The sequence below is a fragment of the Mesorhizobium montanum genome (assembly GCF_033977145.1).
Lineage (GTDB): Bacteria > Pseudomonadota > Alphaproteobacteria > Rhizobiales > Rhizobiaceae > Mesorhizobium > Mesorhizobium montanum.
Map to the genome: position 1 here is coordinate 1 of NZ_JAVIJF010000014.1, position 15,625 is coordinate 15,625.

Genomic DNA, 15,625 nt, shown 5'->3' on the forward strand with positions numbered 1-15,625 from the left:
GCTCCGAAGGCATCAGCCTGACCTCGGGCCTGGTGACGCTGACGGCGACGGTGACCGACAATGACGGCGACAAGGCCTCGCAGTCGCTCGACCTCGGCTCCAAGGCCACCTTCCATGACGACGGCCCCTCGATCGCGCTGAGCGGCACGCCGGCGCCGACGCTGAATGTGGATGAGAGCTATCTGACGGCGGCGACCAACGGCGTTGCCGGCTCGGGCACCGGGCCTGCCGGCGCGACCACCGACACGCAGAGCTTTGCCGGCGCCTTCACCGTGGTGCAGGGCGCCGACGGCGCCACCACCAGCTACGGCGTCAGCCTCTCGGGCTCGGCCTCCAACCTGATCGACTCGGCGACCGGCCAGGCAGTCGTGCTAGCGCAGAGCGGCAACACGGTGTCGGGCTATGTGACCGGCCACAGCGGCGATCCGGCCTTCCTGGTGTTCACGCTTTCGGTCAACGCCTCGACCGGCGCGGTGACGCTGACGCAGGACCGCGCGGTGCATGAGAACACCGCCGACAATCCGACCGACAGCTCCGAAGGCATCAGCCTGACCTCGGGCCTGGTGACGCTGACGGCGACGGTGACCGACAATGACGGCGACAAGGCCTCGCAGTCGCTCGACCTCGGCTCCAAGGCCACCTTCCATGACGACGGCCCGGTCTTCACCTCCGTTATGGATGCGGTCGTGGCCAACCAGGCCGGTACCAGCTTCACCGGGCTCTACAACGCGGCTTTCGGCGCCGACGGGCTCGATCACCTGTCGCTCGCGCTTCAGGCGAGTGGGGTATACAGCGGCAGCGCGGTCACTTTCGCCCAGAGCGCCAACTTGGGCGTTACGACCGTTCAGGTTCAAGACGCATCCACGCACGCTGTGATCTTCACTTTCTACTACACCGAGACCCCACAGGCCGACGGCGGCGTGCTGATGCATGCCTATTCGAACTCGGGCGATCCGGCAGGCAGCGCCTTCTTCACGCTCGATCTCAATGCGAATGGCACCTACGATTACACCTTGAACTCGCCGTCGGTGATTACCACGACGACCGTGACCGGGGATTCCGCATTCACGTCTTCCGGCGGCGGACAAAATTCGCTTACCTCGCCGGACGGCCAACTCGTCATCACCGGCGATCTCAACGGCGTTGCGGGGCAGGTCAAGGCTTCCAACGTTGGCATCGCGGTCGGCAGCAGCGGGCAGCAGATGGATCCGCACGAGACGCTGCACCTCAACTTCTCGCAGGATCAGACAACAGTCAGCTTCGTTCTCAACAAGTGGGGCGGGAGCAATGGCAGTGTCGCCGACATCCAGTTCCATGTCCTCGACAATGGCGGCTCCGTCAGGGACTTTGACCTTCAGATTACAAAGCCCTCTACCGACATCTCGATCAAGGTCGTGGAGACCTCGGACAACACTCTTTTGACCACCAATGGGGGCGTGGCATTCAACGCAGCGACCAGCACCTATACGCTGTATGTCAATCACACCTACGACAACATCAACGTCACCTATGACCATCAAGTCAGCGGCAACGCCACCTTCGCTTTCAACAACATTACCTATGGCGAGGTGACGACGATCCACGATCTCACGATGAATTTCGGCCTGTCGGCAACCGATCGCGATGGGGATACCTCCCCACTCACCGATCCGCTGACGATCGCCACAACTTCCTCGCTGACGCTCGACGCGCATAACACAGCGTTTGCTCCAGTCGACGGAAATGACGGCGTCGTGATCGCCGGCGGATCAGGCAACGACACGCTTATCGGTGGTGACGGTAACGACATCCTCTATGGTGGCGCTGGCCTCAACCACATCACCGGCGGCGCGGGCAACGACACATTTGTGATCGATCCATCCAAGCTTACGGTCCATGTGGCCGACGTCATCGCGGACTATACGCCTGGCCAGGACGTTATCGACCTGTCAGAACTGCTTAAATCGCTAGGGGCCAACGCGCCGACTACCGATCAGCAGGTAGGCGACTCGGTCAACGTTACCTTCTCAGGTAGCGCGGCTCACGTGATGGTCGATGACAACGGCACAGCCGCTGGGGCCAATATGGTCGAAGTGGCAACGCTGACGAACGTTGGCGTTGGGTCAACGATCAACATTCTGTATGATCACTCCCATACAGCACATACAGAAACTGTGACTTGACGGCATGACTGACGCGCTGATGAAGGAGCAAACTTGGTAGCGCGGCGATGTAGCGCACGCTCACACTCCCATGCTATGCATCAGCGACGCTTAAACTGGCAATTCGAAGAGGGGCTTACATGAAACATTCCGTGAGATTGCTGGCTTCGGCCGCGGTGCTGCTGCTCGCCGGATCGACGGGCTTCGCCGCCGATATCATCGGCGAGCCGGCGGTGAACTACTGCCGCACCGTCGGCACCTCGGACCTGGTGCTGACCGACAACATGGTCGAGCTCAAGGACCATGTGGTGAAGCTGATGGACGAATCGGTCGCCGTCGCCAACAGCCCGGAATGGATCAACTCGTCGCGCCCCGCTTTCGTCTGGGCCTCGGAAGCCAAGGTCGCCTGCGGCATGGCCTATGGCTACCTCAAGACGAACTACAAGGACGAAGATACGCTCAACAAATGCGAGTGCTTCCACGACCGCATGGTCGAGTACATGAATTGAGCTGACGGGCGAGCGCTGCGCCGGCCGGTTGCGATGAAGGCCATGAAAGCCTGGGCGAAGGCGGACGCCTCCGCGGCGCCGGCTGCCGGCGTAGCGCGGCAAGCTGATTTCCGACGCGAGCGTTGGCGAGCCCTGGCGATCGCTTTCGGGCTCGCCCTGATGCTGTGCGGATGCCAGTCCAAGAGCAGCGCATCGGACGTGCTCGATCCGTCGGCGATCGCGGCACCCGCCGGACAGGCGGGCAGCGCGGCAGCATCCTCCCAGCAGGCAAGCGGCGCGACCCAAGGCGGCGCGACCCCGGGCAGCCCGATCCAGGGCAGCGCAACCGTGGGCAGCCCGACCCAGGGCGGCCCGACCTCGACCGCCGTCGCGCAAGGCAACCTGACGCTCGGCACGGGACCGACCAAGGTGGCCATGCTGCTGCCGCTTTCGGCCCCCGGAAGCACGGGCGAGAACGGCCGCAAAATGTATGACGGCGCGCGGCTTGCGATGGCCGATCTCGGCGACAAGCTGTTGACGCTGACGATTGAGGATACGCGCGGCGACAGCGGCTACGCCAAGGATCTGGCGGTGAAGGCGATCACGTCGGGCACCGCGAAGGTCGTCATCGGACCGTCGGAGCTTGCCGCCACGCAGCACCTTGCCAAGCTCTCCGGCTCGAAGCGGCCGCCGGTGCTGGCGCTGGCCGACAATTTCGCCGGCGGGCCCGGTATCTATTCCGTGCGGCTCAGCGAAGCCGATAGTGCCGCGGCGGGTGCCGCGGCAATTGCCAGCAAGGGCGCCAAGAAATTCGTGCTGATGGTGCCGGCGGGCGCGGACTCGAGCGCTGCCGAATCGCGGGTCGCCAACGCGCTCAGCATCTATGGCGCCGCGCTTGCGGTGACGCTGCCTTATTCGGCGAGCGACGGCGGCGCGAAGGTGGTGTCCGACATGGGCTCGCTGGTCGACGCGCCCGACGCCGTCGTCGTCGTCAGCGGCGACGGCAGCCCGACCGCGGTGCTTGCGGCGCTCAAGGCGAAAGGCATTCCGGGCAAAGCCGTGACGCTGATCGGCACCGACCGCTGGCTCGAGCATCCCATGGATCCGCTCTACGAAGGCGCCTATATCGCGACGCTCGACCAAAGCGAGACCGGGCCGATCGCCGACCGCTTCAAGGCGACCTACAACTATCAGCCCGACGTCAACGTGGCCTACGCCTACGACATGGTGGCGCTGAGCGCGGGCATCGCCAGCTCGGCCGGACCCGACGGCTTCAGCAAGCAGGTGCTGGAGAATGCCAGCGGCTTCCGCGGCTCGACCGGCCTGTTCCGCTTCCGTGCCGACGGCTCGAGCCAGAGGTCGATGCCGTTCTTCAAGGTGGAAAAGGGCCAGCTGAAGCTGGTGGAGAAATCGACGGCGGGGTTTTAGAACAACTTGAGCTCTGGGGGTCTCGTTGGATTTTCTTAGAAAGCTTCTCGTTTTGGCTGCAATTGCCGCGGTGGTGGGAGGCGCGGTAGCCGTCATCGAACGCTTGGTGTTTGTCTCGCCAAAACCAGCCGTGTCCGACGAGCCGCCGCCTGTGTCTGTCATCAAGAAGAAGCCGGTGCGGCAATGGAACCGGCACCTGACATAGCTGCCAAATGAACCGGCAGTCAGCCCTCGCAGCTTTTTGCCTGTACACCGGACCACGGGGTTTCGCAGCTCAACTGGAGGTTTTTGAAGGCTTAAACGGGAAGCCGTTCCGCCGCAGGAGCCCAGAGCGTCAACCTTTGGTTAGTGGAAAAACCGCCGGAGCGGCAAGGGCTTCCCCACGATCGTAAGAGGCGATCTTCCTGACGGCAACAATGGAAGCAACGGCAACCACTGCACCTGCAATCACGTCGATGAGGTGGTGTCCGCCTTCTGGAAGTGTGCTGACAATCATTACGGTATTCAGGCATCCTACAGACCAGAACAACCAGCGGTAGTCTCGAAGCGCATAGACTACCATGATGCCGAGTGCGGTATGATAGGATGGGAAAGTGACGAGACCTTCGGCCCTTGTCACGAGTAGATCAAATGGCGCTCCCGATCGTATCCTCATCAGCTCGGTGAAGTGCCACATTCCCGCTCGTGCCGTGAAATTGCTGAAGTCGATTGGTCTCGGCTGGAAATACGCATAGGCTCCGGCCGCCGGCACAAGCGACATCAAGGTAGCGGTTAGCGCCGACGAAACCGCCAGCAGGGCGATGAACTCGGTAAGACGAGGACGCTTTGCAAAGGCCAGCAAAAGGAGCAGAAGCGGAAGCTGCCGCGCAAGCGCGTGGTAAGCGAAAACGAGCGCCCCTGCCACTAATGGCTGCTTGTTCGTGAGATCGAGAAAGGCTCGCCAGTCGAACCCTATCGTTGCGTCTAGCGCCGCCAATGTTTGGTCCATCAGCGGCCTATCAGTTGCGGAAGCTAGATACATGAACCAGACCGACGCAAAACTCATTGGGACGAAAAGGCAGGCATTTTTGGCGAGCGAGCGGACGGCGGTGGCACTGGCCGCGATTGATCGCCCCACCCGTGACCTGTCTTTTTCGATTCGCCATTCCACCAGCATCATCGCGACAATGATTGCCGCGAGCACCATCATAACTTTGGCCAATTCGAGCCAATTGTCCGAATCGAGAATGATGCTGGAGCGTCGGAAATAGAAGAAGTCCACAACAAAGAAGGCTAGCGTGACAGTTGCTATCGTTGCAGCCAGTCTGAACTCGCTACTGCGCACCGCGACGCCTCAGCTTTGTCAGTTGAGTTGCTCAAGTATTCCGGAACTGGTTGCAACCACCAGAGCGTGATACGTCTGCAAAACTATTGCACAGATCGCCGCCATCGAAATTGGCACGCCGAACGGCACGACACCGTTGCGATCCATATGCTGCACATAATGGCGAAACATCCCTGCCGGCAGCAGGAAGGGATTCTTGACCAAAGCAGCCGTGGCGACCGCGAAGACCAGCAGGAACACGGAAAACACCGCGAGATTGCTCCCGCCCACCAGAAACGGAGTTACGCTCATCAGCTTGACGTCGCCGGCGCCAATCTTGCGCAAAAGCCAGAATGGAAACAACGCAAGGAACAGCGCACCACCACCAAAGGCGCTGATCCCCATCTCCAGCCATGAGTGAGTTTGCAATGCCTGGAATTGCAAAGCTCCAAGGCCGAGGCAGAGCAACAGCAGCACGTCACGGTTCGATATGCGCTGCGTGGAAAAATCTGTCCAGGCGACACGCCCGAGCAGCAAGATCGCCAGCCCCTTGAAGACGAGCGAAGCGGTCAGCAAAACGGTCATGACCGCTCTATGTTCCGGACGCTGGATGACAGCAGCTTGAGATTGTTGGCCACGGTCGGATCATTCGGCGCTAGCTCGTACGCCTTGAGGAAGTTGCTGCGCGCATCCTGCAGCTTGCCGCGCAGCAAATAGGAATAGCCGAGATTGTTGTAGTATTCCGGCGTCGCGCCAAGCAGGCGGTAGGCCCGGCCATAGGCCATGTCAGCCAAATCGAAGCGGCGGATGCGATCGCAGGACGCGGCAAGGCCGAGCCAGGCGACCCCATCATTTGGCGCCAGCCGCGTGGCCTTGTAGAAAAGGGCGCCGGCATTGCCGTAATTTTCGGAACGGAACTGGGTCTTGGCCTCGGTAACCGCCTGATCCGACGCGTAGTAATCGACGTCACTGATCGTTTTCAACCCATCGAAGGTATCGCCAAACGCGGTGTAGTCGCCTTTGGCCGGCTCGTTGGTACGCACGACGCCCGTACTGTTGCCGTCGGTCGACTGGCAACCGGCAAGCATGACCAGCAGCACGCTGGCTGCGGCGAGGCGCATCGGCATTATCATTTTGTGCCCCAAGGAGCCCTCCGACTCAGTTTTAGAAGATAATCATATGACAGATCAGAAGAAAATGCCCTTCATGCGAATGATAACCGGCAGCATGATGATCATCAGTACCACCGGGAAAATGCAAAGGCCAAGCGGGATCGTCATCTTGACGGGCAAGGAGTTGGCACGTTCTTCGGCTTGCAGGATCCGCTGATCTCGCATTTCGGCGCTGTAAACGCGCAGGGCGTCGGTGAGACTGGTGCCCAGCTCTTCCGATTGCCGGAACAGGACCGCCAATGCCTTCGCTTCGTCCAGTCCGATGCGATCGGCGAGCTCACGCAAGGCCTCGCGCAACGGCTTGCCGGCTCGCAATTGCAGATTCATGATCGTGAGCTGGATACCCAGCCATTTGTGCGTGCCCGCCAGTTCCTGGCTTACCCGTTCGACCGCCGCCTCCAGGCTCATGCCGGCATCGGCACAGGTGATCATCATGTCCATGAAATCGGGAAAGGCGCGGCGATAGATCTGCTTCTGCTTATTCTCGAAGCGATCCAGCATGATGCCCGGGATGACGATACAGCCGAGGCCGATCAGGCCCGCGCCCGCAAAGGCGAAGATGCCGGGCAATCGCGCCGGAAGTACCCTCGACAGGAGGGCATACATAAGCAGAAAACCTATGGCGACGGCCCCCAGCCGGCAAAGCGTGTAGATAAGCGGTGCGCTCCCGCCATAAAAACCGGCGCGAAAAAGCTTGGCTTCGAGAGCATCAGGCTCATTGCGCTCCTTCTCCATGGATCTGAAGTAGGCTTCGACCGGCTTTTGCGCCGCGGCCCGGACGAGATGGTCCTGTCCCAGGATCGAGCGGCGATCGACCCGCCCATCGCCGACGAGACTGTCAGTCACCAGCCTGCGCGTCTGCATCGCGGGCAGGAAAACCAGCGCGGCGAACAGAAACAGGGTCACCGCCGCCACGAAGACGGCGAGCGACACCAGAAAGGTCAGGTCGTTCGTGTTCGAAAGCAGGCTCATGGTCGCTCCTAGAAATCGAAAGTGACCATGCGATACATGATGTAGACGCCGATCAAGGCCCAGCTCCCGAATGAGAGGAATGCTGGAAGGATCATCGGGCTGCCCCAGACTTTACCATAGTAAGAGGGCGCCACGAGCATCAGGATCAGAAACATAAAGGCAGGAAACAGCGAGATGATCCATGCCGATACCCGCCCCTCGGCCGAAAGCGCCCTGATCTTCAATCCAAGTTTCCGCCTTTCGCGCAGCACGGATGACAGGTTCGCGAGGATCTCGGTGAGGTTACCGCCTGTCTTGGCCTGGATCGAGAGCGACACCGACAGCAGGTGCAGACCCTCGAAGCCGACCCGCTCCGACAGTTTCCGCACCGCCTGCTCCATGCTTAGCCCGAAGGTGATCTCGTCGGCGACGATGCCGAATTCGGTGCCGAGCGGATCAGGCATTTCGCGGGCGACAAGACCGATTGCGACCGAAGCCGGGTGACCGGCGCGGAGCGAACGGACGATCATGTCGAGCGCATCGGGCAATTGCCTGGCGAACTTCGATATCCGCTTTTTGCAGGCTCGGCGCAGGACAAGCAGCGGCAATGCGAACCCCACTCCCAGGAAGATAAGGAAAGCCGCCGGCGCCGAGAGACCAATCAGGAACCAGAGAACCAGCGCCAGCGCTAAACCGGCGAGAAGGAACGACACCGCGAAGGTTATCGGGTTTCCGGTTATGCCGGACCGGGTGTACAGCCGGTTCAACCAGATAAAGCTGGACGCGAAGTCTCCTGAACCAGTCAGGCCGCGTTCGCGGAGCAGGCTTTGCAGGGTTTGCTCCGCGGGCGCCTCATCGGCGAGACGGCGAAGCCGGTGGTTGACCGCGACACGATGCGAGCGCCGGCGCGTAAGAGAGAGGTAAAATGCCTCACCGGCAAGGATGATGGAGGCGGCCGCAACCACGTAGATGAAATAGAGCAGCGTCTGTCCCGTCAGCATTACATGGCCACCTGCGGATTGAAGGCGTCCTTGGCGAAGTGAAGGCCGAGCGTTGCCGCCTCCGAGGCGAAGCGCGGGCGAACGCCGGTGGCGCGGAATTCGCCGATGATGGCGCCGTCGGCGGCAACGTCGCGCCGGACATAATGATAGATTTCCTGAAGCTGGACGACATTGCCTTCCATGCCGGTGATTTCCGAAATCGAGATCACGCGCCGGCCGCCATCGGAAAGACGCTGCGTCTGCACGATGATGTCGAGGGCGGAGGCGATCTGCGCGCGGATAGAATCGTGCGACATAGGCATTCCGGCCATGCCGACCATCTGCTCCATTCGCGATATGGCATCGCGCGGCGTGTTGGCGTGGATGGTGGTCATCGAGCCTTCGTGACCGGTGTTCATGGCCTGCAGCATGTCGAAGGCTTCCTCGCCGCGAACCTCGCCGACGATGATGCGGTCGGGGCGCATGCGCAGCGCATTCTTCACCAGTTCGCGCTGGCGGATCTCGCCCTTGCCCTCGACATTGGGCGGACGCGTTTCCAGCCGGCCGACATGCGGCTGCTGCAGTTGCAGTTCCGCCGCGTCCTCGATGGTGACCAGACGTTCTTTCGACGGGATGTAGCTCGACAGTGCGTTGAGCAGCGTGGTCTTGCCGCTGCCGGTGCCGCCTGAAACCAGGATCGACTTGCGCGCTTGCACCGCGATGCGCAGCATGTCGATCATCGGCTGGCGGATCGAATTGAACGCCATCAGGCGTTCCAGCGAATAAGGATTCTTCGAGAATTTGCGGATCGACACCAGCGGGCCGTCGATCGAAACGGGCCGCACGGCGATGTTGACGCGCGAGCCGTCGTCGAGGCGCGCATCCGCCATGGGCGAGGATTCATCGACCCGACGGCCGATATTCGACACGATCTTGTTGATGATCCGCAGCAGATGCGCCTCGTCGCGAAAGCGGATCGAGGTTTGCTCGATCATGCCGCGACGCTCTATGAAAACGCGCTCATGCGTGTTGATCATGATATCGGTGATCGAGTCGTCCTTGAGCAGAGGTTCTATAGGACCTAAACCCAGCATCTCGTCAGCCGTGTCGCTCGTCAGCTGATCGAGCTCGCGGGCATTCAGGGGTACATTGCGGCTGCGCACGAACTCGCGCACGATCGGCCGGATCTCATTCAGGATCTCGTCCTTGGACGCGCTTTCCAGCGCCGTCAGGTTGAAACGGTCGATGAGATGGCGGTGCAGTTCGACCTTGAGAGTCAGGAAATCATCGCCCTGTGGCTCTGCTTCCGCCGCGGGTGCAGCAGCGGCCGCTCCATTCGGCGCAACAGCGACGACCGGCGCCAGCGGCGTCTTCTGTTCGTTCGGCCCTTTGATGAAGCGACCCAACATGCCGCTTACCCCCTTATATTTTCCCCAGATGGAAACTAAGCGTTAACCACGAGGGGCACAAGCGGCCTGCAAGCCACACAGTGTATATTACTTGCGACATAGTTAAGAGATGAGGTATCGGGAAATCGTTTTATTTCTCCTTACGCTTGGTACACAGACTAAAGTCCTACGACCTTTGTCCTTGCATAGGGCAGAATTGGTCCGCTAAGCCATTAGATATAATGAGATATGTATTGTTTCTAATGTGGCGGTAGCGGGGTCAGGCTGCGGCGGAAATGTGAACGAATGGTTAAGACCACTTGAAAAGTGAGGCGAATCAAGCTGTTGTGGAAATTCAAAAAGCGTTTGAACGAGTATTGAAAGGTTAAGGGACTGTTAATCCGTTTGACTCGGCTTTTTCACGCGACCTAGGATTGAACGTGACGGGGGATGCTTGGGTATGGGGTTCATCCTTGGCTCTGTCTCGTCGGGTTCAAACCTCCAAAGGGAGAAATTGACATGAAAAAGCTCATGACGATGGCCCGGCAGTTCCGCGACGACGATAACGGCGCTGCTATGGTCGAATATTCGATTCTGATCGGTATCATCACCGCGGCGGTGATCACGTTCATCATCGCCGTCGGTGTCTATGTCACCAATGCTTGGAGCACACTGTGCACCAATCTGGCGACCGACCCGAACAACGGCCAAGGCATGGCCTGCTAAGCTAGAAATGGCCAGGCCCGGGGTCGATCCTTGGGCCTGGCCGAACTGATATTGCAATCTCGGGCCAAGCCCGAGATTGCAAGCGCTAAGGCGGGTCCAAGGGGTTTGGGAAAATGCGCGCCAATACACTCATCATGATCGTGCTCGCCGGTATATTCGGCGTTTTGGCGGTCGTACTTGTCAACATCTGGCTGGCGGGGCAGCGAAACGCTCTGGCCAATGGCGTACAGGCCAGCTCGGTCGTGGTCGCGGCGGTGCCTTTGAAATTCGGAGACGCGCTGACCGCCGACAAATTACGCGAAATTGCATGGCCGGCCGGAGCGATGCCGGCAGGCGCCTTCAAGACGGTCAAGGAGGCTATGGCCGGCAACGGCGCGCGCCAGGCGCTGCAGTCCATCAGCGCCAACGAACCTGTTCTCGCTGCGAAGATCACCGGCCCGGGACAGCGCGCCACGCTTTCGGCCGTTCTTGACGAGGGCATGAAAGCCGTTTCCATCAGGGTCAATGACGTGCTCGGCGTCGCGGGATTTGTTTTCCCCGGCGACAGGGTCGACGTGCTTCTGACCCGGAACGTTCGTAGTGAGGACGGCGCCGACAAGAGTTTCGTCGATGTGCTGCTGCAAAGCGTCAAGGTGCTTGCCGTCGACCAGGTCGCCGATGCGACCAAGGACAATCCGACGGTCGTCAAAGCGGTAACCGTGGAGGTGAGCACGAAAGATGCGCAGAAGCTCACATTGGCCGCGGGCGCTGGCCAGTTGTCACTGGCGTTGCGCCAGGCCGCCGGCAGCAAGGGCGAGATGAATGAGAGGGTCACTCTGGCGGACCTGACGGGCGACACGCCGGACGACGTCGCCAAGCGCCAGGCCGAGCTCGACAGGCAGGCTGCCGAGGAGGCCGCCCGCAAGCAAGCCGACGAGAAAATCGATGGCTTGGCCAAGGCGGTGGATCGGGTCGGCAGCCAGCTAGACCAGATGAGCAAGGCAAAGCCGGTTACGGTCGTGGCCGCCGCGCCCCAGCAGCAGGTTAAGGAAGTAATCAAATACGTCCAGCCGGAACCGCCTAAGCAGGCGACGGTCGGCGTGTTCCGTGGTATCAAGCTGGAAACATATGAAGTGCCGCGACAAGACTGACGAGGGTCGGCGCGGCGGAGCTGCCATCGGCAGCAAGCGGGGAGACGGGGAATGAAGGGGATTTGGATAAGGATGGCGGCGGCCGCGCTATCCTTTGTGGGTGTATCGGCGATCTCCGGCCCTCCGGCCGCGGCGGCTGACCGCTTCGTCGACGTGTCGAGTCCGTCGCTCCACCGTGTCTTCGTGCCCGTCTCTCAATCGGCCACGATCCAGGTGAACGCTACCTTGGGCGACATCGTCGTCGGCGACGAGAAGATCGCCGACGCGCAACCGATGACCGACAAGACGCTCTACATCATCGGCAAGAGCGTCGGCACCACCACCGTCAATCTGTTTTCCGAAGACAAGCGTTCGCTGGGCACCATCCAGATCGAGGTCGGCCAGGATGTCAGCGACATGGCGGTGGCCATTCGCCAGGTGGCACCAAAGGCGCGCATCGAGATCGGTTCGATCAATGGCAAGGTCAGGCTTTCCGGCCACGTGAAGGACGCCGCGACCCTGGCATCCATCGTGGAAGTCACCCAGCAATATGGTCCCGACGCCATCATCAACGCCGTGACGATCGACGACAGCGAGCAGGTTAATCTGTCGGTGCGCATTCTCGAGGCCAAGCGCAATGCGGGCCGTGATCTTGGGGTGTCGTTCAGAAGCACGAATAGCCGCGGCACGACTCGAACCGGTACGGGCGATGCGGCAGTCGATAAGGACAATAAGGTGCTCGGCCCGGGAGATATCCTCTCCGGCCTTTTGTCGAACACCACCCCATTTGCAGCGCTGATAACGAGGGTAATTGACAACAACCTCAAGGTCGATCTGATCATCGAGGCGTTGGAGGCAAAGGGCGTCGTGCGCACGCTGGCCGAACCGAACCTCACCACGGTTTCCGGCGAGACGGCCAGCTTCAATGCGGGCGGCGAGGTGCCGGTGCGCAGCGTCAACGCCCAAGGCGAGGTCGAGATCGTCTTCAAACAGTTCGGCGTCAATTTGAACTTCACGCCGGTGGTGCTGGACGACGGCAAGATCCACATCAAGCTGGCGCCGGAAGTGAGCGACCTGACCGGCTTCACCGCCGCCGGCGATCCGATCTTCACCAACCGCAAACTGTCGACGGTGGTCGACCTGCGCGACGGCCAGAGTTTCGCCGTGGGCGGTCTGCTTTCGAGCAAGAACACCATACAGCAAGACCAGGTGCCATGGCTTGGCCAGGTGCCGATCGTCGGCGTGTTGTTCCGCAATTCGAGCACGCAGAAGGAAGAGACCGAACTGGTGGTCATCGTCACCCCGCATCTCGTGCGGCCGGTGAGGCCCGGCGAGCAGCTGGCGACGCCATTCGACAAGACGAAGCCCGCCAACGACCCGGAGCTCATGCTGCTCGGCCAGCTCGAAGTCAACAAGGACATGATCCGCATGTACGAGCATGGCGAAGGCGTCACCGGCCCTTACGGCCACATGCTGGATGTGAAATCGAAGGACAAGCTGGTCTATGTCAAGAAGTAAGCTCCTGCTCATCCTTCTCGGCAACAGCTTGCTCGCGGGCTGCGCAGCCGACTATCTGAACAATTACGACACGATGACGCTGGCGGCGGGCGATTCGCAGAAGACCAATCAGCTGCTGCAGACGGTCGACCCGTATAATCCGGCTTCGAACAACACGAAGATCGAAGGCGACGGCGCACGGTCCGTCGCCGTCGTCCAGAAATACAAGCTTCCGCCAAGCACAACCGCGCCGGCGACGAACATGACGGTCAATGTCGGCCCGTCGGGCGCGACCAACGGAGTGAAGTGAACAGAGGATGCGGTGCGTCGGGCGCGCGAGGACGCCTGGCACGAATGGAACAGAGAGTAGATCATGTTGAGGACCATTCGTGAATTCTGGGACGATCAGCGCGGCATAGCGATGATCCTCGTCGCCATCATGCTGCCGGTGATCGTTGGCTTTGCATTACTGGCCATCGACATGAGTCGGGCCAACAACCTGCACAATGATCTCCAGAAGGCGACGGACGCATTTGCCTTGGCTGGCGCGGCCGAATTGGACGGGTCAACCGGCTCCTGGGCGCGAGCCGAACGCGCCATGGCAACGCTGGTCCACAATGAAAGCAATTTCTCGACTTCGGGCAGGTTCACTCTGGCAGCCGGACAGCCGGGAGGCACGGCGAACTGCAACAGCGCCGGAAACATTTCCTGGTGTTTTCTGAAGGCGATCCCGGCGGCGGACAGCACCCAGATAACGGCCGCCAACCTGGCAACCTATCTGGCCGATGCCGACCCAGCAATTGGACAACTGGAAACGCAGTTTATCCAGGTAACGGTCGCTCCCAATGGCTTTGATGCGATATTCCCGGCATCATTCATTTCAGGCAACGCAGCAGACAATAGCTTTACCGTCGGAGCAGTCGCCGTCGCGGGCTTCGTCTCGGGCGTCTGCGATTTCACGCCGGTCTTCATCTGCAACCCCTATGAGATGGATGCGAACGGAACGAATACCGCCGGTGGATACACATTGAAACAGGCTGTTTCCGACCCGGCCGTTCGTCGTCGATTGATCGAACTGAGGAAGGTCGGAAATGGGGCTGCTGCCGGCCCGGGCAATTTCGGCTTCCTCGAGCCTCCCGCCGGCGTGGGGAATGGCGCTCAGGCCCTCGCAGAGACGATCGCGACGTCTAAGCCGATCGGCTGCTACGAATCCGGCCATGTCTCGACCAAGACCGGGCAGAACGCGGGACCGGTGCAGGATGCTTTCAACGTTCGCTTCGGGATCAGGGCAACGGGCGGCGGCTTCAATAGTGCCGTATACGGGCCGGCCTCGAATGTACGGAAGGGGGCAGTGCCCAGCAGCAAGGGCAACCAGTGCCCTCAATTTAACCAGTTGACCTTTAATGGTCCTGGCAACATGGGGCTGCCCAGAGATGCCACAACGCCGTACATGAACGGACGGATGGGCGATGGCAATTGGAATCTCTCTGGCTATTGGAGCACCAATTTCAGCTCCGCCTCCCATCCCTCTTCCTGGGATACGACCAAGCCGAGCCGCTATGACGTTTACAAATACGAGATAGCACAAGGTCTGGTGGGGACGGCCTCGACCGGGGGCGAAGTCGGCACGCCGGCTAACGCGTGTCAGCCGCCGGTCACGTCCGTCGACCGCCGTCTTCTCTATGGCGCCATCCTGAATTGCAACGCACTTGAAGCGGCGGGCAACGACCTGTCTGGACACAGCACCAATCTGCCAGTCGAAGCCTTCGGCAGCTTCTTCCTAACGGAGCCAGTCCCGTCTGCCTCAGACGACGCTTCGGTCATGGTGGAACTGGTGGACGTGACCGGGGCCAATGGCCAAGGGACACTCAATAGTTTCGTGCGCGATGAAGCGCAGCTTTACCGGTGATGGCCATGATCATGAGGCTGTACCGCCAACTTAAGCGATTTCGACACGAAGATCGCGGTACGTCGCTCGTCGAAATGGCCTTCATTGCGCCATTGATGCTGAGCTTGTCGGCAGGTGTGTTCGAATTCGGCAACTTGATCCACGACAAGCTGCTGATGGAGGCCGGCCTGTCCGACGCGTCCCGTTTTGCCGCGCGCTGCAACAGTCAACTCTATACCAATGCCGGACTTGCGGCGATCAATTGCTCGGACATCGCCACGAACATCGCAGTGTATGGCAATACAGCGGGGACGGGCAGCGCGCGCATCACGGGCTGGCAGAAATCTGATGTGACGGTGACGATTGGTGACACCGGCTCTTGTCACGACGCGGTGGTTGCCGGTGTGACCGAATATCGGTCTACCACTGCGCAAGTCTGCATTGTCAGGGCCGCAGGCACTCTAGTCTACAACGGGATCGGAATGCTCTCGTTGCTTAATATCGGCCCGATCACGCTGAATGGCTTTCATGAGGAGCGGTTGATCCGGTTCTGA

15 protein-coding genes are annotated in these 15,625 nt (G+C 60.5%); 9 read left to right on the forward strand and 6 right to left on the reverse strand.

What is annotated here, in order from left to right; all coding sequences use genetic code 11:
* The 3 genes from RFM68_RS19165 to RFM68_RS19175 all read left to right on the forward strand — a co-directional run.
* On the forward strand, window positions 1–2,162 hold a 2,162-nt coding region (locus tag RFM68_RS19165; RefSeq protein ID WP_320234576.1), incomplete at its 5' end, for a DUF5801 repeats-in-toxin domain-containing protein.
* A 119-nt stretch (window positions 2,163–2,281) separates the two neighbouring features.
* Window positions 2,282–2,650 (forward strand): hypothetical protein, encoded by a 369-nt coding sequence (locus RFM68_RS19170; RefSeq protein WP_320234577.1) that lies wholly within the window; start codon window positions 2,282–2,284, stop codon window positions 2,648–2,650.
* Between the two features lie 42 nt (window positions 2,651–2,692).
* Window positions 2,693–4,057, forward strand: coding sequence for a type 1 periplasmic-binding domain-containing protein (locus RFM68_RS19175; protein WP_430694892.1), 1,365 nt, complete (start codon window positions 2,693–2,695; stop codon window positions 4,055–4,057).
* 334 nt (window positions 4,058–4,391) lie between these two features.
* Here RFM68_RS19175 and RFM68_RS19180 read toward each other — a convergent pair whose 3' ends face one another.
* Genes RFM68_RS19180 through RFM68_RS19205 form a run of 6 tightly spaced genes read right to left on the reverse strand, consistent with a single transcriptional unit; the run spans window position 4,392 to window position 9,872 of the window.
* A complete protein-coding gene (locus RFM68_RS19180; RefSeq protein ID WP_320234579.1) occupies window positions 4,392–5,381 on the reverse strand; it encodes a phosphatase PAP2 family protein in 990 nt (329 codons plus the stop codon).
* An 18-nt stretch (window positions 5,382–5,399) separates the two neighbouring features.
* A complete protein-coding gene (locus RFM68_RS19185) occupies window positions 5,400–5,945 on the reverse strand; it encodes a prepilin peptidase (RefSeq protein ID WP_320234580.1) in 546 nt (181 codons plus the stop codon).
* Window positions 5,942–6,493, reverse strand: coding sequence for a tetratricopeptide repeat protein (locus RFM68_RS19190; RefSeq protein WP_320234581.1), 552 nt, complete (start codon window positions 6,491–6,493; stop codon window positions 5,942–5,944). The genes RFM68_RS19185 and RFM68_RS19190 overlap by 4 nt, the downstream gene beginning before the upstream one ends.
* A gap of 54 nt (window positions 6,494–6,547) precedes the next feature.
* Entirely contained in the window at window positions 6,548–7,504 is a 957-nt protein-coding gene (locus RFM68_RS19195; RefSeq protein ID WP_320234582.1) for a type II secretion system F family protein, read from the reverse strand.
* Between the two features lie 8 nt (window positions 7,505–7,512).
* Window positions 7,513–8,484, reverse strand: coding sequence for a type II secretion system F family protein (locus RFM68_RS19200; RefSeq protein ID WP_320234583.1), 972 nt, complete (start codon window positions 8,482–8,484; stop codon window positions 7,513–7,515).
* Window positions 8,484–9,872, reverse strand: a complete 1,389-nt coding sequence (locus RFM68_RS19205; protein ID WP_320234584.1) for a TadA family conjugal transfer-associated ATPase — start codon at window positions 9,870–9,872, stop codon at window positions 8,484–8,486. Before RFM68_RS19205 ends, RFM68_RS19200 begins: the two co-directional genes overlap by 1 nt.
* A gap of 498 nt (window positions 9,873–10,370) precedes the next feature.
* Here RFM68_RS19205 and RFM68_RS19210 point away from each other — a divergent pair, with 498 nt between their 5' ends.
* The 6 genes from RFM68_RS19210 to RFM68_RS19235 all read left to right on the forward strand — a co-directional run bounded on the left by RFM68_RS19210 (window position 10,371) and on the right by RFM68_RS19235 (window position 15,625).
* Window positions 10,371–10,577: a Flp family type IVb pilin gene (locus RFM68_RS19210; RefSeq protein WP_320234585.1), complete on the forward strand. Its 207-nt coding sequence runs from the start codon at window positions 10,371–10,373 to the stop codon at window positions 10,575–10,577.
* A 113-nt stretch (window positions 10,578–10,690) separates the two neighbouring features.
* Window positions 10,691–11,707, forward strand: a complete 1,017-nt coding sequence (cpaB, locus tag RFM68_RS19215; protein ID WP_320234586.1) for a Flp pilus assembly protein CpaB — start codon at window positions 10,691–10,693, stop codon at window positions 11,705–11,707.
* A 51-nt stretch (window positions 11,708–11,758) separates the two neighbouring features.
* The gene (locus RFM68_RS19220) at window positions 11,759–13,204 is read left to right on the forward strand and encodes a type II and III secretion system protein family protein (RefSeq protein WP_320234587.1); all 1,446 of its coding nucleotides are present in this window, start codon (window positions 11,759–11,761) and stop codon (window positions 13,202–13,204) included.
* On the forward strand, window positions 13,191–13,493 hold the full coding sequence (locus RFM68_RS19225; protein ID WP_320234588.1) for a hypothetical protein: 303 nt from the start codon (window positions 13,191–13,193) through the stop codon (window positions 13,491–13,493). Before RFM68_RS19220 ends, RFM68_RS19225 begins: the two co-directional genes overlap by 14 nt.
* A gap of 63 nt (window positions 13,494–13,556) precedes the next feature.
* Window positions 13,557–15,092: a TadE/TadG family type IV pilus assembly protein gene (locus RFM68_RS19230; RefSeq protein ID WP_320234589.1), complete on the forward strand. Its 1,536-nt coding sequence runs from the start codon at window positions 13,557–13,559 to the stop codon at window positions 15,090–15,092.
* 5 nt (window positions 15,093–15,097) lie between these two features.
* Window positions 15,098–15,625, forward strand: coding sequence for a TadE/TadG family type IV pilus assembly protein (locus tag RFM68_RS19235; RefSeq protein WP_320234590.1), 528 nt, complete (start codon window positions 15,098–15,100; stop codon window positions 15,623–15,625).